Source organism: Pseudoruegeria sp. SHC-113 (assembly GCF_025376885.1).
GTDB lineage: Bacteria > Pseudomonadota > Alphaproteobacteria > Rhodobacterales > Rhodobacteraceae > Pseudoruegeria.
Window position 1 is genome coordinate 250,067 of record NZ_JAHUBR010000001.1, and the last position, 20,746, is coordinate 270,812.

Here is a 20,746-nt window from a genome sequence, read left to right on the forward strand (position 1 = left end):
CCTGTTGAGCATTTCCGCGCCGCCGCTACTCTGCCCGCCAAGCGGCACACATCAGGGGGAGGGCCGGCCAGGGGCCGGTGCGGCGCATGTTCAAACGGATTCTCAAGATCACGGCCTCGCTCGTGGGGCTCCTCCTGCTGGGCGGGCTCGCCTTCCTCTGGATCGCCCCGCCGGACCTGCTGCGCGTGGGCACGAATTACTCCGCCAAAATCGTCTGCTCCAACGTCTTTCTGGCGGGGCGTGACGCCGATGAGGTGCTCGCAGTGGACGTGCAGGCGCCGGGGCATCCGCTGCTGAAATACGTCTCTATTAAGGTGGATTCCGAGGCTCAGGCGGTGGAAGCACGGCTCTTCCGCTTCTTCGCGCCCGCCACTTCCGCCTATCGCGCAGGGCTCGGCTGCAGCAACACCCAGAGCGGCACCCTAAGCGCGGCACAGCTGGACGCGCCCGCCGCACCCGGCACCGGGCTTTGGCCCGCCGGCAACCGCGTTGCGCCCTCGCAGGATCCCGAGGTTCTGGCAGCCCTTTCCGATCCGGCGCTGCTGGGCGAGGGGTTCCGCGCCGCCGTCGCGGTGAAAAACGGGCGCATCATCGGCGAAAGCTACGCCGAGGGCTTTACCGCCGATACACCGCTCTTGGGCTGGTCCATGACCAAGACCGTCACAGCCGGTTTGATCGGCACGCTGATCCACTCCGGCCAAATGGCGCTGCAGGATGATCTGACGGCAAGCTACCCCGAGTGGGCCACGGACGATCGCAAGGCCATCACGGTGGAAGACATGCTCGCCATGGCCAGCGGCCTGCGTTGGAACGAGGGCTATGGCAACGTGTCGGACGTGACGCGGATGCTCTATCTCGTGGACGACATGGCCGGGTTCGCGGCCAGCCAGCCCGCAGAGGCCGCGCCGCAGCAGGTGTTCACCTATTCCTCGGGCACCTCCACGATGCTCGCACGCCTCTGGCAGGACGTGGTGGGCGAAGACAGCCTGACCTACCCGAAAAAGGCTCTGTTCCAGCCGCTTGGCATGGCTTCGGCGGTGATGGAAACGGACGCGCGCGATACCTTTGTCGGCTCCAGCTACATGTATGCCACCGCGCGCGATTGGGCGCGGTTCGGGCAGTTCCTGCTGCAGGGCGGGGAATGGAACGGCGCGGCGCTGCTGCCGGTGGGCTTCACCGATTGGATGTTTGAGCCGGTTCCGGCGTCCGATGGCGTTTACGCCAAAGGGCACCTCTGGCTCGAAGCCTCCGGCGACAAGCCGCCGTTTGAAGATGCCGTCTGGCTCTCCGGCCATGACGGCCAGAGCATCGGCATCTTCCCCTCGCATGATCTGGTTGTGGTGCGCCTTGGCCTGACGCCTTCGCGGCTGGGCTATTCGGCCCTGCCGCTGGCGCAGGCGCTGATCGAGGCGACGGAGTAGGCCGGCCGGCGTGGGTTACCCCCGCGCCGCGACCTTGGATTGGTAGACGTCCAGTTCCTTGATGAGCGCAAGGCCCTCGGGCACCTCGTTGCGGCGGCAGAACTCGGCCCAGATCGCGCCATAGGGCAGATCCTTCAGCTCTTCCGTCATCACAAGGCGTTTGGTGAAATCAAGGCCCGTTTCGGCCTGTGTTAGAGCCTGTTGTGGCGCAAGCATGGCGCGCAGGAGGGCCTTCTGCATGTTACGCGTGCCGATCACCCAGGCGGCGGTGCGGCTGATCGTGGCGTCGAAGAAATCGAGCCCGATCCGCGTGCGCGCCAGAAGATCGCCGCTCACCAGCGCCTGCGCCATGGCGAGGATGTCATCGTCCAGCAGGATCACGTGGTCTGAGTCCCAGCGCATCGGGCGCGAAACGTGCAGCAGCATCTCCGGCACCGAAAGCGACACCGCGCTGAGCTTGTCGGCGATGTTCTCGGTCGGGTGGAAATGGCCCATGTCGAGGCAGAGAAGCGTGCCCTTGCGGATCGCGTAGCCCATGTAGAACTCGTGGCTGCCCACGGTATAAGCCTCCACGCCGATGCCGAAGAGCTTGCTCTCAACCGCGTCGCGCATCTGCGCCGGATCCAGCCCGTCGGCCATCATCGCATCGAGCGAGGCCTCCAGCCGCTGGCGCGGGGCGAGGCGATCGACGGGGATGTCTTTCATCCCGTCCGGCACCCAGATGTTGTTGACGCAAGCCGTGCCAAGTTCGGCCCCCATCCGCGCCGCGATCTCGCGGCTGCGCTTGCCGTGTTCGATCCAGAAATCGCGGATGCCCTGATCGGGGTGGCTGAGGGTCAAGTTGTCGTCGGCCTTGGCGTGGGCAAAGAAGGTGGGGTTGAAGTCGAGCCCCAATCCTTGCGCCTTGGCCCACTCCACCCAGGGGGCGAAATGGGTGTATTCGATCTCGTCCCGGTCCGGGTTGGCCTCGGTGTCCAGATACATCGCGTGCAGGTTCAGCCGGTGCTTGCCCGGGATCATCCCGTAGGCAAAGTCCAGATCCGCGCGCAGCTCGTCCGGCGTGCGGGCGCGGCCCGGGTGGTTGCCGGTGGCCTGAATGCCGCCGCCGGAGGCACCCGTCTTGGTTTCAAAGCCCACCACGTCATTGCCCTGCCAGCAATGCATGGAGATGGGCACGCTCTTCAACGCGGTCAGCGCGGCTTCGGTATCCACGCCCCAATCCGCAAAGGCGGCCTTGGCCGACTCATATGCTATCGCCATCGTCTTCCCTCCCGGCTTCCCCTTAGCGGGGGAAGGCCTGCACGTTGCCGGCATCCACGTTCAGGATGTTGCCGGTGGATTTTGCCGAGGTATCGGCGGCGAAGAAATAGCAGGCTTCCGCGATGTCCTCGGGCAGAACCGAGCGCTTCAGCATGGAGCGTTGGCGGTACATTTCCTCAAGGCCTTCTTTGTCGGTGCCATAGGTGGAGGCGCGCTGGTCGAGCCATTCGCCCTGCCAAATGCGCGAGCCGCGCAGCACGGCGTCGGGGTTCACGACGTTCACACGGATCCCGGCCTCGGCCCCTTCAAGAGCCAGGCAGCGGGCGAGGTGAATTTCGCTCGCCTTGGCGGTGCAATAGGCCGAGGCGTTGGGCGAGGCGGCAAGCCCGTTCTTGGAGGCCACGAAGACGATGGAGCCGCCCATGTCCTGCACGCGCATCAGCTTGAAGGCCGCGCGGCTGACGAGGAAATAGCCGGTGGATAGGATCTCCATGTTCTTGTTCCACATGGCGAGCGAGGTTTCCTCGACCGGTGCGGAAGAGGCGATCCCGGCGTTGGAGACAAGGATGTCGACGCCACCGAAAGCCACGCAGGCCGCGGCGAAGGCGCGTTCCACGGCGTCTTCGCGGGTTACGTCCATGGTGACGGAGGAGACAACATCCGCGCCGAACTGCCCTTTCAGACCCTGTTCCGCCTCGGAAAGCGTCTCGGCGTTGATATCGGCCAGCACCACGCAGGCCCCTTCAGCGAGGTAGCGGGCCGCCGTGGCCGCGCCAATGCCGCCTGCGCCACCGGTGACAAAGGCCACGCGGCCGGCCAGCGATTTCGGCTTGGGCATGCGCTGCAGCTTGGCCTCTTCCAGAAGCCAGTATTCGATGTCGAAGGCTTCCTGTTCGGGCAGGCCCACGTATTCGCTCACGGCCGAGGCGCCGCGCATCACGTTGATGGCGTTGACGTAGAATTCGCCAGAGATGCGGGCGGTGGCCTTGTCCTTGGCGAAGGTGATCATGCCGACGCCGGGCACGAGGTACACAACGGCGTTGGGATCGCGCAGGGCCGGGGAGTCGGCGTGTTTGCAGCGCTCGTAATAGGCGGCGTAGTCCTCGCGGTAGGCCGCGATCTGATCGGCAAGCCCGGCGAGAACATCGTCGATATTGCCTGCTTTAGGGTCGAAATTCACCACCAGCGGGCGGATCTTGGTGCGCAGGAAGTGATCCGGGCAGGAGGTGCCGAGCGCGGCCAGCGGCTCCATGTCGTTCGCGTTCACGAACTCCAGCACCTCGGCGCTGTCGTTGAAATGGCCGACCATATGCTGGTTGCCGGAGACGAAGCCACGGATCGCGGGCATCAGGCGCGCGGCCACCTCGGCGCGGGCCTCCGTGGGCAGGCTCTGGTGCTTTGCACCGCCGAAGGCGGGCTTGCCCTCGGTGCGTTCGGCCAGCCATTGCGTTGCCTGATTGATGACGTCGATCGTCATGTCGTAGCAGTCTTTCGCGGTGTCGCCCCAGGTGAACAGCCCGTGGCTTTCCAGAACCACGCCATCGGCGTCGGGGTTCTCGAGGCAGAATGTCTCAAGCCAGAGGCCCAGCTCGAAACCGGGTTTCTTCCACGGCAGCCAGCCGATCTTGTCGCCGAAAATCTCTTTCGTGAGCTCTTTGGAGTTCTTGGACGCGGCGATGGCGATGATGGCATCGGCGTGCACGTGATCAACGTGCTTGCGCGGCACATAGGCGTGCAGTGGCGTGTCGATGGAGGCGGCGCGCGGGTTCAGGCGGAAGGTGCAATGGGGCAGGTAGCCGACCATCTCGTCCTCATGCTCGACGCCCCGGTAGAGGTTTTTGATCGCGTGGAGTTTTTCCATGTAGAGCGTGGCGAAACCGTCCATCTTGATCGAGCCGATATCGCCGCCGGAGCCCTTGACCCAGAGCACCTCGACCTCTTTGCCGGTGAGCGGATCCACTTCCATCGCCTTCACGGAGGTGTTGCCGCCGCCATAATTCGTCACGCGCTTGTCGGCGCCCAGAATGTTGGACCGGTAGAGAAGCAGCTCCGATTCGCTCATCCCGGACGCCACCTTGGCGTCCCAGCGATTCTCGAGCAGGGAATTCTCTTGGGTTGTCAGCATCTTATCCTCCCGGGTGGCGCCCTGCGCCCGTATCTGAAATCGTGGACATCCTGCGAATGGTGCGTCGGAATGTCAATCATAAACGATCACAAACAATCATGCTGCAGTGCAGAATGAGCGAAAATGATTGTTAATGATTGACAGGCTGATCGAATCTGCGCAGTGTCTGAAGCCAAGGGAGGTGCAAATGCACGAGAAAGAACGCCATCGAATCATCTTGTCCGCAGTCCAGGACCGCCCCGTCGTGACGGTGGTGGAGCTGTGCACGCTGACCGATGCCTCGGAGGCGACCATCCGGCGCGACATCGCCACGCTGCACACCCAGCGCAAGCTGCGGCGTGTGCGGGGCGGGGCGGAGGCGATCACGCCGCCGCAGTTCGTTGGCCTTGCCGGGCGGCCCTTTTCGGTGAATCAGAGTCTGCGTAGCCGTGAAAAGCAGGCGATTGCGCGCGCCGCCGTGGAGCTCTGCGACGATGGCGATTCCATCATCATCAACGGCGGCACCACGACGTTCCAGATGGTGCATCCGCTGGCCAGCCGCCGGATGCAGGTTTTCACCAACTCCTTTCCGATTGCCGAGCACCTGCTCAAGCACTCGAAGAACACGATCATGCTGTCCGGTGGGGCGATCTACCGGGAGCAGAACATCATCCTGTCGCCCTTCGACAATGACGTGACGCGCAACTTCTACGCGCGCCGCATGTTCATGGGCGCGCATGGGCTGGGGCCGCTGGGCCTGATGGAAGCGGATCCGCTGCTGATCCAGGCCGAACAGAAGCTGATCGGCCAGGCCGATGAGCTTGTGGTTCTGGTGGACAGCAGCAAGTTTGAAAGCCGCTCCAGCCTGATCCTTTGCCCGTTGAGCCGGATCACCACCGTGATCACGGACGAGGGCTTGTCCGATGCAGCCGCCGCCATGCTGGAAGCGGCTGATGTGAACTTGATCGTCGCCTCGACGGGCGCCGCTCAGGAAGAGGGCGAAGCGGCCTCTTAGAGCGCAGCGCACGCCGGGAAGATCATAACTCTGGGAGGAAAATCCATGATCCGCCGCAACTTTACCAAACTGCTCGCAGGCACCGCGATGGCGTCCGCGCTTCTGGCCAGCCCGGCTCTGGCCGATGACAAGCGCATCGCGCTCGTCGTGAAGGCGCTGGGCATCGGCTTCTTCGAAGCTGCCGCCAAAGGGGCCGAGGAAGCCGCCGCCGAACTCGGTGGCGTGGAAATCATCTACACCGGCCCGACGGACACCACCGCCGAAGGCCAGATCGAAGTGATCAACTCGCTGATCGCGCAGGGCGTGGATGCCATCGCCATCTCCGCCAACGATCCGGACGCCCTTGTCCCGGCGCTCAAGAAAGCCATGGACCGTGGCATCACCGTGATCTCCTTTGACTCGGGCGTGGCACCGGAAGGCCGCCAGATGCACCTGAACCCCTCGTCCAACGCGCTGATCGGCAACATGATCATCAAGCTGGCCGCCGATCACCTGCCCGAAGGCGGCGAAGTTGCCGTGCTCTCGGCCACCACCACCTCCACGAACCAGAACATCTGGATCGACGAGATGAACAAGGTGATGGGCAACTATCCGGGCATCGAAGTGGTAGCAACGGTTTACGGCGATGACCTTGCCGACAAATCCTACCGCGAAGCCCAGGGCCTGATGCAATCCTACCCGGATCTGGACGCGATCATCGCGCCGACCTCCGTGGGCATCGTGGCTGCCGCGCAAGCCGTGCAGGATGCTGGCAAAGCTGGTGAGATCAACGTGACGGGCCTTGGCCTGCCGTCCGAAATGGCCGGTGCCATCGAAAGCGGCGCGTCTAAGAGCTTCGCGATCTGGAACCCGATCGATCTGGGCTATGCCGCAACGATGATCGCTCACGCTCTGGCTTCCGGCGATGCTACGGCCGAGCCCGGCGCCTCTATCCCGATGGGCCGCATGGGCGACGTGACGCTGGACGACACCAACGCTGGCGCGATGGCTGACCCCTTCGTCTACGACTCTTCCAACATCGACGAGTTCAAGTCGATCTTCTGATCGCAGGGCTCTCCCCCGGCTCCGGTGCCTTGTGCGCCGGGGCCACCTAGATTCCAGAAATGACATGCTGATGCACGCAGAGACCGCCGCGAAAGCCGCCCCGGCCACAGCGCCCGACCCGGCACCGATCCTCGCCCTTGAGAAGATCACCAAGACCTTCCCGGGCGTGAAGGCGCTGTCGGAGGTCGACCTTCGGCTCTATCCCGGCCAGGTGACGGCCTTGATCGGGGAAAACGGGGCCGGCAAATCGACCGTGGTGAAGACGCTGACCGGGATCTACCAGCCCGATGGCGGCGAGATCCTCGTGGATGGCATCCCCCACCGTTTCGCCACGGCGCAAGATGCGGCCGCCGCCGGGATCACCGCGATCCATCAGGAGACCGTGCTCTTTGATGAGCTGTCGGTGGCCGAAAACATCTTTCTCGGCCATGCCCCGCGCGGCCGGTTCGGGCTGATCGACTGGGCCGAGATGCAGCGCCGCGCGGCGGAGATCCTGGACGGCATCGGGGCGCAGATCGATCCCAAGGTCCGCCTGCGCGATCTCGGCATCGCCAACCGCCACTTGGTGGCCATCGCCCGAGCGCTCTCGATCGATGCGCGCGTGGTGATCATGGACGAACCCACCGCCGCGCTCTCGCACAAGGAAATCGAGGAGCTTTACGAGCTTGTCGAAAGCCTGAAGGCCAAGGGCAAGGCGATCCTCTTCATCTCGCATAAATTCGACGAGATCTTCCGCATCGCGGACCGGTTCACCGTGTTCCGGGACGGCCAGTTCGTAGGCGACGGCCGCATCGCCGACATCACCGAGTCCGACCTTGTGAAGATGATGGTCGGCCGGGACGTGAGCCAGATCTTCCCTGCGCGCGAAAGCCATATCGGCGACGAGGTGCTGCAGGTTGTCGGCTACGATCATCCCACCGAATTTGCCGATATCGGCTTCACCCTGCGCCGGGGTGAGATCCTTGGCTTCTACGGGCTTGTCGGGGCCGGGCGCTCGGAATTCATGCAGGCCCTCTTCGGCATCACGAAGCCCAGCAAGGGCATCACCAAGATCGATGGCACGCTTTCGGCCATCCGCTCACCGGCGGATGCGATTGAAAACGGCATCGTCTATGTGCCCGAGGATCGCGGCCGGCAAGGGGCGATCACGGATCTGCCGATCTTCCAGAACGTCACGCTGCCCTCGTTGAAACGGACCTCGAAAAACGGCTTCCTGCAGCTCGCCGAGGAGTTCCGCCTGACGCGTGAATACACCAGCCGCCTCGATCTGCGCGCCGCCTCGCTCGATGCCAACGTGGGCACGCTTTCGGGCGGCAACCAGCAGAAGGTGGTGATCGCGAAATGGCTCGCCACCCAGCCCAAGGTGATCATCCTCGATGAGCCCACCAAGGGGATCGACATCGGCTCCAAGGCCGCCGTGCATGAATTCATGGCCGAACTGGCCGCGCAGGGGCTGGCGGTGATCATGGTCTCCTCCGAAATCCCGGAGATCCTCGGCATGTCCGACCGCGTGATCGTGATGCGCGAAGGGCGCATCGCGGCGGAGCTTGCGGGCGAGGATCTGGCCCCGGAAACGCTTGTCCGCCACGCGGCGGGGATCTGAGAAAGGCTCTAACCATGCTCAAACGCCTTCTGGCTTCCCGCGAAATGCTGCTCTTCGGCGCGATTGCCGCGCTGCTCGTGCTGATCGCCACCCGCTTTCCGGGCTTCGTTGCGCCCTCCAATCTGGCTGGCGTTTTCAATGACACCGCGCCGCTGATCCTGCTGGCCATCGGCCAGATGATCGTGATCCTCACCCGCTGCATCGATCTGTCGGTGGCGGCGAACCTCGCACTTACAGGTATGGTCGTGGCGATGCTCAACGTCGCCGCGCCGGGGCTGCCCATCGTGGTGATCCTGATCGTGGCAATCCTGTTGGGCACGCTTCTGGGCATGGTGAACGGGCTCCTTGTCTGGAAGCTCGACATCCCGCCCATCGTGGTGACGCTGGGCACGATGACGATCTTCCGTGGCATCATCTTCCTGATTTCTGACGGTAAATGGGTCAACAGCCATGAGATGAGCGCCGCCTTCAAGGCGCTGCCTCGGGCCGAGGTGCTTGGCCTGCCCGTGCTGAGCTGGATCGCCATCGCCGCCGTGCTGATCTTCGCCCTTGTGATGCGCCGCACCACTTTGGGCCGGGCCTTCTACGCCGTGGGCGGTAGCCCCCATTCGGCCACCTACACCGGCATCAACGTGGGCCGCACGCAGTTCTGGGCTTTCACCATCTCCGGCGCGCTGGCCGGGCTGACGGGCTACCTCTGGGTCTCGCGCTACGCGGTGGCCTATGTGGACATCGCTGGCGGCTTCGAGCTGGACGTGGTGGCGGCCTGCGTGATCGGCGGAGTGTCGATTGCAGGCGGAATAGGCTCTGTTGCAGGCGCTTTGCTGGGCGCGCTCTTCCTTGGGGTGATCAAGAACGCCCTGCCCGTCGTCGACATTTCCCCCTTCTGGCAACTCGCCATCTCCGGCAGCGCCATCATCATCGCCGTGGCGGTGAATGCCCGCGCCAACCGTGAGAAGGGCCGGATCATCCTCAAATCCGCGGAGCACGCCGCATGAGCACCACCGACCGTTTCATCCCCGACCGCCTGCAAAGCCCGCTAGAGCGCCGCCTGAAAAGCTGGGAAAGCCTGCTGCTGCTCGTCGCCATCGCGATCTTCATCGCCAACAGCTTTGCCTCACCGTACTTCCTCAACGCCTGGAACCTCTCGGACGCGACCTTCAACTTCACCGAGAAGGCGATGATCGCCTTCGCCATGGCGTTGCTGATCATCTCTGGCGAGATCGATCTGTCCGTGGCCTCGATCATCGCGCTGGCCTCCACGGCCATGGGCGCGGCTGTCCAACTGGGGGCGGGCACCCCGGTGCTGATCCTCGTGGGCCTTGGCACGGGCTTGCTGTGCGGCGCGTTCAACGGCTTTCTCGTCACCCGCATGGGGCTGCCCTCCATCGTGGTGACTATCGGCACCATGAGCCTGTTTCGCGGCATCAGCTACATCGTGCTCGGTGATCAGGCCTTCCGCGGCTACCCGGCGGATTTCGCCTTCTTCGGGCAGGGCTACGTGTTCTGGGTGATCTCTTTCGAGTTCGTACTCTTCGCCCTGCTTGCCGTGATCTACGGCGTGCTGCTGCACAAAACGAACTTCGGCCGCGCCGTTTATGCCATCGGCAACAACCCGACGGGCGCGCTTTTCTCCGGGATCCGCGTGGCGCGGGTGAAATTCATCCTCTTCCTGCTCACCGGCCTGATGGCGGGCGTCGCGGCGATCTGCCTGACCTCGCGGCTCGGCTCCACCCGCCCTTCCATCGCCTTCGGCTGGGAACTTGAGGTGGTGACGATGGTGGTGCTCGGCGGCGTGAACATCCTTGGCGGCTCCGGCTCCATCCCCGGCGTGGTGATCGCGGCCTTCGTGATGGGGCTCGTCACCTTCGGGCTTGGCCTGCTGAACGTGCCGGGTATCGTGATGTCCATCGTCATCGGGGCGCTGCTGATCGGGGTGATCGCCCTGCCGCGGCTCTGGAAGATGTGGAGGGGCTGATGGAGAAATTTGCCTTTCGGATGCGGCTCAATCCGGGCTGCGAGGTCGAATACAAGAAACGCCACGACGAGATCTGGCCCGAACTCGTGGCGCTGCTGCAGGAGGCTGGCATCTCGGACTACTCGATCCATCTGGATGAAGAAACCGGCCTTCTGTTCGGCGTGCTCTGGCGGGAAGGCAGCCACGGGATGGACGCGCTACCCGATCATCCTGTGATGCAGCGTTGGTGGGCGCATATGGCGGACCTCATGGAGGTGAAGCCGGATAATGAGCCCGTCGCCGTGCCGCTTCCTACCGTCTTTCACATGCGCTGAGGGGCCGGGATGGCTGGAAACGTCGCCGTCATCGACATCGGCAAGACAAATGCCAAGCTCGCACTGGTGCGCCGCAGCGATCTGGCCGAGATCGCCGTGCTCAAGCGGCCCAACACGGTGCTGCAAGGCGCGCCCTATCCGCATTTCGACGTCGACGGGCATTGGGAATTCATCCTCGCAGGCCTCGCGGCGTTTCAGGCCGACCATGGCGTCAGCGCGATCTCCATCACGACCCACGGCGCCTGCGCGGCGCTGCTAGCGGCGGATGGTCGCCTCGCCGCGCCGATCCTCGATTACGAGCACACCGTGCCGGACGATCTGGCCAAGGAGTATGACGCGATCCGCCCGAATTTCGCCGAGACAGGCTCGCCCCGGCTTGGCATGGGGCTCAACATCGGGGCGCAGCTTTTCTGGCAGTTTGCGCAGGATCAGAGCCTGAAATCGCGCGTTGTGCAGATCGTGACCTACCCGCAGTACTGGGGCCACCGGCTCACCGGCGTGGCCGCGACGGATGTGACCTCGCTGGGGTGCCACACGGATCTCTGGGCCCCGCGCGAGGGCGGGTTTTCCTCGCTCGTGGCGCGGCTGGGGCTTGAAGGCAAGATTGCCCCGCCGCGCAAGCCGAGCGATGTTCTGGGGCCGATCCTGCCTGCGATTGCTGCCCGCACCGGCCTTTCGCCCGAAACGCCTGTGCTGTGCGGGATTCATGATTCCAACGCCTCTCTGCTGCCCCATGTACTGCGGCAGGACGCGCCTTTCGGCGTGGTCAGCACCGGCACATGGGTGATCGCCATGGCCATGGGCGGCACGCAGCTGCCGCTGGATGCCAGCCGCGACATGCTGATCAACGTCAACGCATTCGGCGACCCGGTGCCTTCGGCCCGTTTCATGGGGGGCCGCGAGCATGATCTGGCTTTGCAGGGCCACAGAGTGGCGGCGGATGACGCCACCATCGCGCGCGTGCTGAACAGCGGGGTGATGCTGCTGCCAGCGCTGGCCCCCGAAAGCGGCATCTTCCGGGGCCACACGGCCCGTTGGATCGGAGAGGAACCCGCCATCGGCACGCCGGAGCGCACGGCGGCTGTCGGGCTCTACCTCGCTCTTGTCACCGCGCGCTGCCTGCAGGGCATCGGGCAGGAGGGGCCAGTGATCGTGGAAGGGCCTTTCGGAAGGAACAGAGCCTTTTTGCAGATGCTTTCAGCGCTAAGGCCCGGGCCTGTGTTCACCTCGACGGGCCAGACAGGCACCAGCGAAGGCGCGGCGCTTCTCTGGGGGCAGGGCGTTCCGGAGCAGGCATTGGAGCCAGCGCCCACGCCTGCTCCGGAACACGAAGACGCCTTCCGACCCTATGCAAAAGCTTGGGGCGACCACCTGACCTGAAACGCGTCTTGGGGCCAGATGGTCTGGCTCTCAGCCACTGCTGCCTCCAAAGACACAAACGCCCTGAAAACCGAAGTTTTCAGGGCGTTTGTTTTATGGTGCCCAGGAGAGGACTCGAACCTCCACGTCCATACGGACACTAGCACCTGAAGCTAGCGCGTCTACCAGTTCCGCCACCTGGGCAGGTGTCGTGGAGGGCGATTTACGGGGATTGCCGGGGGGTGTCAACGCGATTCTCCGGGCGAAAATGAAAAAACTTTCACGGCCACTTTCTGCCATGCTCCGGCCCCTCGGACGGCGCGGCGTCATGAAGCTTGTCCGGCGTGGGGTAGGCCGCTATTTCTTTGCCAAACGGATCGGAGGGCCTCATGGCGAAACTTGTCACCATCTACGGCGGATCGGGCTTTGTGGGCCGCTACATCGCGCAGCGCATGGCGCGGCAGGGCTGGCGGGTGCGGGTGGCTGTGCGCCGCCCCAACGAGGCGCTCTTCGTGAAGCCCTATGGCGCGGTCGGGCAGGTGGAGCCGGTGTTCTGCAACATTCGGGACGATGCTTCTGTGCGGCAGGCACTGCGGGGCGCGGATGCGGTGGTCAACTGTGTCGGCATCCTGAATGAAACCGGCAAAAACAAGTTCGACAGCATTCAGGCCGAAGGGGCCGGGCGCATAGCCCGCGTGGCAGCCGAGGAGGGCATCACCACGATGGTGCAGCTCTCCGCGATCGGCGCGGATGCCGAGAGCGAAAGTGCCTATTCCCGCACCAAGGCTGCCGGCGAGGCTGCCGTGCTCAAGCACCAGCCCAATGCGGTGATCCTGCGTCCCTCGGTGATTTTCGGCCCGGAAGATGGGTTCTTCAACCGTTTCGCCTCCATGGCGCGGCTTGGGCCAATCCTGCCGCTTGTGGGCGGTGAGACGCGTTTTCAGCCGGTCTACGTGGACGATGTGGCCGCCGCCGCCGAGAAGGCGCTCACCGGCGCTGCCGCGCCCGGCATCTACGAGCTGGGCGGGCCGGAAGCCGCGACGATGCGCAAGCTGATGGAGGACATGCTGAAGGTCATCCATCGCCGCCGGCTGATCATCAATCAGCCCTTCTGGGTGGGCCGGATCCTCGGCGGGATCTTCGATATGTTGCAATTCGTGAGCTTCGGGATGTTCACCAATGGCATCCTCACCCGCGATCAGGTGAAGAACCTGCGGCTGGACAACGTGGTGTCTGAAGACGCGAAGGGCTTTGCCGATCTTGGGATAGAGCCGACGGCCTATGAGGCTGTGCTGCCGGAATACCTCTGGCGTTTCCGTCCGTCCGGCCAGTATGACGCCATCAAGGATTCCGCCAAGAACCTGCGCGCCTGATCGACGCTAGCTGTAGGCGATCCAGAGCAGGATCACGCCGAGGATCACCCGGTAGATCACATAGGGCGTGAAGCTCACCGAGCGCAGCAACCGCATCATCAGCGAAAGCGCGAGCAGGGCTGAGAGGAAGGCGAAGAGCGCCGCGATGGCGCCGTCGCGCGCGGCCTGTGCGTCGGCCTCGGCGATCACGCCGCCCGCGATGAAAATGCCCGAGGCGATGATGGTGGGGATCGACATCAGCATCGACAGCCGCGCCGCATCGCTGCGTTCGTAGCCCAAAGCTCGCGCGCCAGTGATCGCCGCGCCGGAGCGCGAGGTGCCGGGGATCAGCGCCAGCGCCTGCCAGAGCCCCATGATCACCGCATCGCGCACGGACCAGTCTGCCCGTTCCTTGGTTTCCGGGCCCTTCTGGTCGAACCAATACAGCAGCAGGCCGAAGCCCAGCATCGTCCAGCCGATCACGGCGATGGAGCGCATCGCGTCATCAAGCCCGGTGAGCGCGAGGAAGAGGCCGAAGAGGATCACCGGAACCGTGGCCACGATCAGCAGGAAGGCGAGCCTTGCGCCATCGGTGTCGATCCGACCAGTGAGGAGCCGGGGCAGCCCGCCGAACATCAGCGCCACGTCGCGGCGGAAATAGAGCATCACGGCCGCCAGCGTGCCCACATGCACCGCGCCGTCGATCACCTGCCCCTGATCCGCGAGGCCCGTCAGGTTGGGCAAGAGAATCAGGTGCCCAGAAGAAGAAACCGGCAGGAACTCGGTGATTCCCTGAATGATGGCGATAAGCAGCAGATGAAAGAGCGACATGGGCGTCCGGTGGCTAGGGTGGATCAGAGAATTCTATCTTATTTGGTTTCAATAGGATAGGCGAAAGAAGGTAAATTAAACTGACCTAAAAGCACTATGAATCACTCTGCGCGGAAGCTACATCAAGGAAGAAATCGAAATAAAGGTCAGCATTTCTGACTTTTCATTCCTTCAGACGCGCTGTAAGCAAGCGCTCCGAAGTCCAGTCTACAGAGAGTACAGCCATGGCTAAGCAGCGAATGCTCCAGTTTGTAACGGTCGAGCGTGACATGCCCGAGAAGCGTGCCGCCGAAGTGCGCAACAAGGACTTCGACGAGATCTATCAGGAATACGCGGCGGCCAAGGCCGAAGAGCAGGCCTCGCGCTGTTCCCAATGCGGTGTGCCCTATTGTCAGAGCCACTGCCCGCTGCACAACAACATTCCCGACTGGCTGCGCTTGACAGCGGAAGGCCGCCTGCAGGAGGCCTATGAAGTCTCGCAGGCGACGAACACCTTTCCCGAGATCTGTGGCCGCATCTGCCCGCAGGATCGCCTCTGCGAAGGAAACTGCGTGATCGAGCAATCCGGCCACGGCACGGTGACGATCGGGTCCGTTGAGAAATACATCACCGATACCGCCTGGGAAAACGGCTGGGTGAAGCCGGTTGTTCCGGCGCGTGAGCGGGCCGAGAGCGTTGGCATTATCGGCGCTGGCCCCGGCGGCCTTGCGGCGGCGGATGCGCTGCGCCGTCAGGGCGTGCAGGTCACCGTCTATGACCGCTACGACCGCGCCGGCGGACTGCTGACCTACGGCATCCCCGGCTTCAAGCTGGAAAAGCCCGTTGTCATGCAGCGGATCGAGCAGCTTGAGAAGGGCGGCGTTTCCTTCGTGCTGAACTGCAACGTGGGCGAAGACATCACCTTTGCCGAGATCCGTGAGAAGCATGATGCGGTGCTGATCGCCACGGGCGTGTATAAATCCCGCGATCTGGGTGGGCCGGGTGCCGGTGCCAAGGGCATCGTGAAGGCGCTCGATTACCTGACCGCCTCCAACCGCGCCTCTTTCGGCGACGTGGTGCCGGAGATCGACTCCGGTGAGCTTTATGCCGAGGGCAAGAATGTTGTCGTCATCGGTGGCGGCGATACCGCGATGGACTGTGTGCGCACCGCGATCCGTCAGGGCGCGAAGAGCGTGAAATGCCTCTACCGTCGGGACCGCGCCAACATGCCGGGCTCCCAGCGCGAAGTGCAGAACGCCGAGGAAGAAGGCGTGAAGTTCGAGTGGCTCACGGCACCGAAAGGCTTCACCGGCGATGCCGTTGAGGGCGTGATGGTGCAGCGCATGCGCCTTGGCGCGCCGGATGCCTCTGGCCGCCGGTCGCCGGAAGCCATCGAGGGCGAAGACTACATCGAGTCCGCCGATCTGGTGATCAAGGCGCTGGGCTTCGAGCCGGAAGCGCTGCCGACGCTCTGGGGCGAAGAGGCGCTGGAAGTGACCCGCTGGGGCACCATCAAGGCCGATTTCCGCACCCACGAAACAAGCCTGCCGGGCGTTTACGCCGTGGGCGACATCGTGCGCGGGGCTTCGCTGGTCGTCTGGGCGATTGCCGATGGCCGCGAGGCTGCGGAGTCGATCCTCACGCATCTGAACGCCTCCGCCTCCGTGGCTGCCGAGTAAGGCTGAGATCCGGGCTTGGGCGCGCAGGCGCGCCCGCCCCCTTCCAAGATTTTCCGGCGGGTTACAGGGCAGGGCCCGGACACGCCGCCGAGCGAAAGGTAAACGACCATGACCAAATACGATCAGGCCTGGGTTGCCGCCGAAGAAGCCAAACGCCAGTTCATGTCCGAGAACGGCCTCTACCGCGAAGACGACGAACACGCCTCCTGCGGTGTGGGCCTCGTGGTGGCCACCAACGGCAAGGCCAGCCGCAAGGTTGTGGCCGCCGGTATCGAGGCGCTGAAAGCCGTCTGGCACCGTGGCGCGGTGGACGCCGATGGCAAAACCGGCGACGGCGCGGGCATCCACGTCGAGATTCCGGTCGAGTTCTTCTACGATCAGATCCGCCGTACTGGCCATGAGCCGAACATGGATCAGCTGATTGCCGTCGGTCAGGTCTTCCTGCCGCGCACGGATTTCGGCGCGCAGGAAGCCTGCCGCACGATTGTTGAAACCGAAGTGCTGCGCATGGGCTACTACATCTACGGCTGGCGCCACGTGCCGGTGGATGTGACCTGCCTTGGCGACAAGGCCAACGCCACCCGCCCGGAGATCGAGCAGATCCTGATCTCCAACGTGAAAGGCGTGGACGAGGAAACCTTCGAGCGTGAGCTCTACGTGATCCGCCGCCGGATCGAGAAGGCCGCCGCGGCTGCGCAGGTGGCCGGGCTCTACGTCTGCTCGCTCTCCTGCCGTTCGCTGATATACAAGGGCATGATGCTGGCCGAGCAGGTCGCCGTGTTCTACCCCGATCTGCTGGACAAGCGCTTTACCTCGCGCTTCGCGATCTACCACCAGCGTTATTCCACCAACACCTTCCCGCAGTGGTGGCTGGCCCAACCGTTCCGCATGCTTGCCCACAACGGCGAGATCAACACGCTGAAGGGCAACGTCAACTGGATGAAGAGCCACGAGATCCGCATCTCGTCCTCTGCCTTTGGCGAGCTGGCTGAAGACATCAAGCCGATCATCCCCTCGGGCTCCTCTGACTCCGCAGCTCTGGACGCGGTGTTCGAAGTCATGGTCCGCGCGGGCCGCAACGCGCCGATGGTGAAAACCATGCTGGTGCCGGAAAGCTGGAGCCAGCAGGCGGTGGATCTGCCCAAGCCCTGGCGCGACATGTATTCCTACTGCAACGCCGTGATGGAGCCGTGGGACGGCCCAGCCGCGCTGGCGATGACGGACGGCCGCTGGGTCTGCGCCGGGCTCGACCGCAACGGCCTGCGCCCAATGCGCTACGTGGTGACCGGCGATAACCTGCTGATCGCGGGCTCCGAGGCCGGCATGGTGCCGACCGACGAAGCCACTGTGGTGGAAAAAGGCGCGCTTGGCCCGGGCCAGATGATCGCCGTGGACATGAACGACGGCTCGCTGTTCCACGACACCGAGATCAAGGACAAGCTGGCGGCCTCCCAGCCCTTCGGCGACTGGCTGGAGAAGGTCGTGGACCTCTCCGCCGAGATGGACGGCGTGACGGAAACCGCGATCTACTCCGGCGAAGAGCTGAAGAAGCGTCAGGTCGCGGCGGGCTACTCCATCGAGGAGCTGGAGCAGATCCTCGCGCCGATGGCCGAGGACGGCAAGGAAGCCATCGCTTCGATGGGTGATGACACGCCCTCGGCCGTGCTCTCCACCATGTACCGCCCGCTGAGCCATTTCTTCCGGCAGAACTTCAGCCAGGTGACGAACCCGCCGATCGACTCCCTGCGCGAATATCGCGTGATGAGCCTGAAGACGCGCTTCGGCAACCTGAAGAACGTGCTGGACGAAGACAGCTCCCAGACCGAAATCCTCGTGCTGGATTCGCCCTTTGTCGGCAACGCCGAGTTCGATGCGCTGCTCAAGCACTTCGGCGAGTCCGTGGTGCAGATCGATTGCACCTTCCCCGTGGGCGGTGCGCAGGGCGCGCTGAACGCCGGGCTCGCCCGTATCCGGGCCGAGGCTGAAGACGCCGTGCGCTCCGGCGCGGGCCATATCGTGCTGACCGATCAGGCGCAGGGGCCTGAGAAGGTCGCCATGCCGATGATCCTCGCGACCTCGGCAATCCACTCGCATCTGACCCGCAAGGGCCTGCGCACCTTCTGCTCGATCTCCGTGCGCTCCGCCGAATGTATTGATCCGCATTACTTCGCGGTTCTGGTGGGCTGTGGCGCGACCGTGGTAAACGCCTACCTCGCCGAGGACAGCCTCGCCGACCGCATCGAGCGCGGCCTGCTGGACGGCACGCTCACCGAGAATGTGGCGCGCTACCGCAATGCCATCGATCAGGGCCTGCTGAAGATCATGGCCAAGATGGGCATTTCGGTGATCTCCTCCTATCGCGGCGGTCTGAACTTCGAGGCCGTGGGGCTCTCGCGCGCCATGTGCGCCGAATACTTCCCCGGCATGCATTCCCGCATCTCCGGCATCGGTGTGTCGGGCATCCAGAAGAAGCTCGAAGAGGTGCACGCCAAGGGCTGGGTGGCCGGCTCCGAAGTGCTGCCCATCGGTGGCTTCTACAAGGCGCGCCGCTCGGGCGAGAAACACGCTTGGGAAGCGCAGACGATGCATATGATGCAATCGGCCTGTGACCGCGCCTCCTTCGAGATGTGGAAGCAGTATTCCGCGCGGATGCGGGCGAACCCGCCGATCCACCTGCGCGATCTGTTGGACATCAAGCCGCTGGGCAAGCCGGTGCCGATCGAAGAGGTGGAAAGCATCACCTCGATCCGCAAACGCTTCGTGACGCCGGGCATGTCCCTCGGCGCGCTCTCACCCGAGGCTCACAAGACGCTCAACGTGGCCATGAACCGGATCGGCGCGAAGTCTGACTCCGGCGAGGGTGGCGAAGATCCGGCGCATTTCGTGCCGGAACCCAATGGCGACAACCCCTCCGCCAAGATCAAGCAGGTGGCCTCGGGCCGCTTCGGTGTGACCGCCGAATACCTGAACCACTGCGAAGAGCTTGAGATCAAGGTGGCGCAGGGCGCGAAGCCCGGAGAGGGCGGCCAGCTGCCGGGGATGAAGGTCACCGATCTGATCGCCCGCCTGCGCCACTCCACCAAGGGCGTGACGCTGATCTCGCCGCCGCCGCACCACGATATCTACTCGATCGAGGATCTGGCGCAGCTGATCTACGACCTCAAGCAGATCAACCCGCGCTGCAAGGTGACGGTGAAGCTCGTGGCCTCTTCCGGCGTCGGCACCATCGCGGCTGGCGTGGCGAAGGCGAAGGCCGATGTCATCCTGATCTCGGGCCACAACGGCGGCACCGGGGCCTCTCCGGCGACCTCGATCAAATACGCGGGTCTGCCGTGGGAGATGGGCCTCACCGAGGCGCATCAGGTGCTGGCGATGAACAACCTGCGCGAGCGGGTGACCCTGCGCACCGATGGCGGCCTGCGCACCGGGCGCGATATCGTCATGGCGGCGATGATGGGGGCCGAGGAATACGGCATCGGCACCGCTGCCCTGATCGCCATGGGCTGCATCATGGTGCGCCAGTGCCAGTCCAACACCTGCCCCGTGGGCGTGTGTACGCAGGACGAGCGCCTGCGCGGCAAGTTCACCGGCAACGCGGACAAGGTGGTGAACCTGATCACCTTCTACGCGCAGGAAGTGCGCGAGATCCTGAGCCAGATCGGCGCGCGCTCGATGGACGACGTGATCGGCCGGGCCGACCTGCTGAGCCAGGTCTCCCGAGGTGCGGCGCATCTGGACGATCTCGATCTCAACCCGCTGCTGATCACCGTGGATGGGGCGCATGACATCGTCTACAACCGCGACCGCGCCCGCAACGCGGTGCCGGATACGCTGGACGCTGAAATCGTGAAGGACGCCGCGCGCTTCCTGAACGATGGCGAGAAGATGCAGCTGCAATATGCGGTGCAGAACACCCACCGCACCATCGGCACCCGCACCGCGAGCCACATTGTGCAGAACTTCGGCATGCGCAACAGCCTGCAGCCCGACCACCTGACGGTGAAGCTCAACGGCTCCGCCGGTCAGTCGCTCGGTGCCTTCGCGGCACCGGGGCTGAAGATCGAGGTTTCCGGCGACGCCAACGACTACGTGGGCAAGGGGCTTTCGGGCGGCATCGTCGTGGTGCGCCCGCCGATGGCCAGCCCGCTGGTGGCGAGCGAGAACACGATCATCGGCAACACCGTGCTTTATGGCGCGACCGATGGTTACCTCTTCGCGGCGGGCCGCGCGGGCGAACGTTTCGCGGTGCGTAACTCGGGCGCGAAAGTGGTGATCGAGGGCTGCGGCTCCAACGGCTGTGAATACATGACCGGTGGCGTGGCGGTGATCCTTGGCTCCATCGGCGCGAACTTCGGGGCCGGGATGACGGGCGGCATGGCCTATCTCTACGACCCGCAGGGCGAGGCCGAGGCCAATATGAACATGGAAACGCTGGTGACCTGCCCCGTGACCGTGGATCATTGGGAAGCGCAGCTGAAAAGCCTCGTGGAGCAGCATGTTAAGGAGACCGGCAGCGTGAAGGCTGGCGAAATCCTGCAGCATTGGGATACCGAGAAGGCCAACTTCCTGCAGGTCTGCCCGAAGGAGATGCTGATCCATATTCCGCATCCCCTTGGCATCGAAGAAGGCGCGGCCAGCGCCTGAGGGTAAGCGGGGAGGGGGCTCTGCCCCCGGCCCTTCGGGCCCCCCCGAGATACTTGTAAGAACAAAGTAGGGGGCGCGGGCGAAAGCTTGCGCCCTTTCTGCTGAGGCGTGTGGTAAGGCTTGATCCGGGCGCGGAAATCGCCCAGAGCAGCGCGCGGGCAAG

At 64.2% G+C, this 20,746-nt stretch carries 14 protein-coding genes and 1 tRNA gene; 11 read left to right on the top strand and 4 right to left on the bottom strand.

What is annotated here, in order from left to right; all coding sequences use genetic code 11:
- The first annotated feature begins 86 nt into the window (after positions 1 to 86).
- Positions 87 to 1,421 carry a serine hydrolase domain-containing protein gene (locus tag KVX96_RS01205; RefSeq protein ID WP_261192110.1) on the top strand — a complete coding sequence of 445 codons (1,335 nt, stop codon included), beginning with the start codon at positions 87 to 89 and terminating at the stop codon, positions 1,419 to 1,421.
- Between the two features lie 15 nt (positions 1,422 to 1,436).
- Here KVX96_RS01205 and KVX96_RS01210 read toward each other — a convergent pair whose 3' ends face one another.
- Both KVX96_RS01210 and KVX96_RS01215 read right to left on the bottom strand, forming a co-directional pair.
- Positions 1,437 to 2,681 (bottom strand): L-rhamnose isomerase, encoded by a 1,245-nt coding sequence (locus KVX96_RS01210; protein WP_261192126.1) that lies wholly within the window; start codon positions 2,679 to 2,681, stop codon positions 1,437 to 1,439.
- 22 nt (positions 2,682 to 2,703) lie between these two features.
- The gene (locus tag KVX96_RS01215; RefSeq protein WP_261192134.1) at positions 2,704 to 4,806 is read right to left on the bottom strand and encodes a bifunctional rhamnulose-1-phosphate aldolase/short-chain dehydrogenase; all 2,103 of its coding nucleotides are present in this window, start codon (positions 4,804 to 4,806) and stop codon (positions 2,704 to 2,706) included.
- A 187-nt stretch (positions 4,807 to 4,993) separates the two neighbouring features.
- Between KVX96_RS01215 and KVX96_RS01220 the strand changes: the two genes are divergently transcribed.
- The 7 genes from KVX96_RS01220 (at position 4,994) to KVX96_RS01250 (ending at position 12,119) form a co-directional block, all read left to right on the top strand.
- The gene (locus KVX96_RS01220; RefSeq protein WP_261192149.1) at positions 4,994 to 5,800 is read left to right on the top strand and encodes a DeoR/GlpR family DNA-binding transcription regulator; all 807 of its coding nucleotides are present in this window, start codon (positions 4,994 to 4,996) and stop codon (positions 5,798 to 5,800) included.
- A 45-nt stretch (positions 5,801 to 5,845) separates the two neighbouring features.
- On the top strand, positions 5,846 to 6,844 hold the full coding sequence (rhaS, locus tag KVX96_RS01225; protein ID WP_261192165.1) for a rhamnose ABC transporter substrate-binding protein: 999 nt from the start codon (positions 5,846 to 5,848) through the stop codon (positions 6,842 to 6,844).
- 70 nt (positions 6,845 to 6,914) lie between these two features.
- Complete coding sequence (locus KVX96_RS01230) at positions 6,915 to 8,447, top strand: sugar ABC transporter ATP-binding protein (protein ID WP_261192167.1); 1,533 nt, start codon at positions 6,915 to 6,917, stop codon at positions 8,445 to 8,447.
- Between the two features lie 14 nt (positions 8,448 to 8,461).
- A complete protein-coding gene (locus tag KVX96_RS01235) occupies positions 8,462 to 9,445 on the top strand; it encodes an ABC transporter permease (protein WP_261192169.1) in 984 nt (327 codons plus the stop codon).
- Positions 9,442 to 10,425, top strand: coding sequence for an ABC transporter permease (locus KVX96_RS01240; RefSeq protein WP_085869719.1), 984 nt, complete (start codon positions 9,442 to 9,444; stop codon positions 10,423 to 10,425). Before KVX96_RS01235 ends, KVX96_RS01240 begins: the two co-directional genes overlap by 4 nt.
- Complete coding sequence (gene rhaM, locus KVX96_RS01245; RefSeq protein ID WP_261192190.1) at positions 10,425 to 10,739, top strand: L-rhamnose mutarotase; 315 nt, start codon at positions 10,425 to 10,427, stop codon at positions 10,737 to 10,739. The genes KVX96_RS01240 and rhaM overlap by 1 nt, the downstream gene beginning before the upstream one ends.
- Positions 10,740 to 10,748: 9 nt before the next feature.
- Positions 10,749 to 12,119 (top strand): FGGY-family carbohydrate kinase, encoded by a 1,371-nt coding sequence (locus KVX96_RS01250; RefSeq protein ID WP_261192192.1) that lies wholly within the window; start codon positions 10,749 to 10,751, stop codon positions 12,117 to 12,119.
- 96 nt (positions 12,120 to 12,215) lie between these two features.
- On the opposite strand, the gene KVX96_RS01255 is transcribed toward KVX96_RS01250, so the two are convergent.
- Positions 12,216 to 12,302 (bottom strand) — tRNA-Leu (locus KVX96_RS01255).
- A gap of 185 nt (positions 12,303 to 12,487) precedes the next feature.
- On the opposite strand from KVX96_RS01255, the gene KVX96_RS01260 reads away from it, so the two are divergent.
- A complete protein-coding gene (locus KVX96_RS01260) occupies positions 12,488 to 13,471 on the top strand; it encodes a complex I NDUFA9 subunit family protein (RefSeq protein ID WP_261192194.1) in 984 nt (327 codons plus the stop codon).
- 6 nt (positions 13,472 to 13,477) lie between these two features.
- On the opposite strand, the gene KVX96_RS01265 is transcribed toward KVX96_RS01260, so the two are convergent.
- On the bottom strand, positions 13,478 to 14,281 hold the full coding sequence (locus tag KVX96_RS01265) for an undecaprenyl-diphosphate phosphatase (RefSeq protein WP_261192200.1): 804 nt from the start codon (positions 14,279 to 14,281) through the stop codon (positions 13,478 to 13,480).
- A gap of 224 nt (positions 14,282 to 14,505) precedes the next feature.
- Here KVX96_RS01265 and KVX96_RS01270 point away from each other — a divergent pair, with 224 nt between their 5' ends.
- Both KVX96_RS01270 and gltB read left to right on the top strand, forming a co-directional pair.
- Positions 14,506 to 15,939: an NAD(P)-dependent oxidoreductase gene (locus KVX96_RS01270; RefSeq protein ID WP_261192202.1), complete on the top strand. Its 1,434-nt coding sequence runs from the start codon at positions 14,506 to 14,508 to the stop codon at positions 15,937 to 15,939.
- A 108-nt stretch (positions 15,940 to 16,047) separates the two neighbouring features.
- Positions 16,048 to 20,583, top strand: a complete 4,536-nt coding sequence (gltB, locus tag KVX96_RS01275) for a glutamate synthase large subunit (protein ID WP_261192210.1) — start codon at positions 16,048 to 16,050, stop codon at positions 20,581 to 20,583.
- Positions 20,584 to 20,746 lie beyond the last annotated feature (163 nt).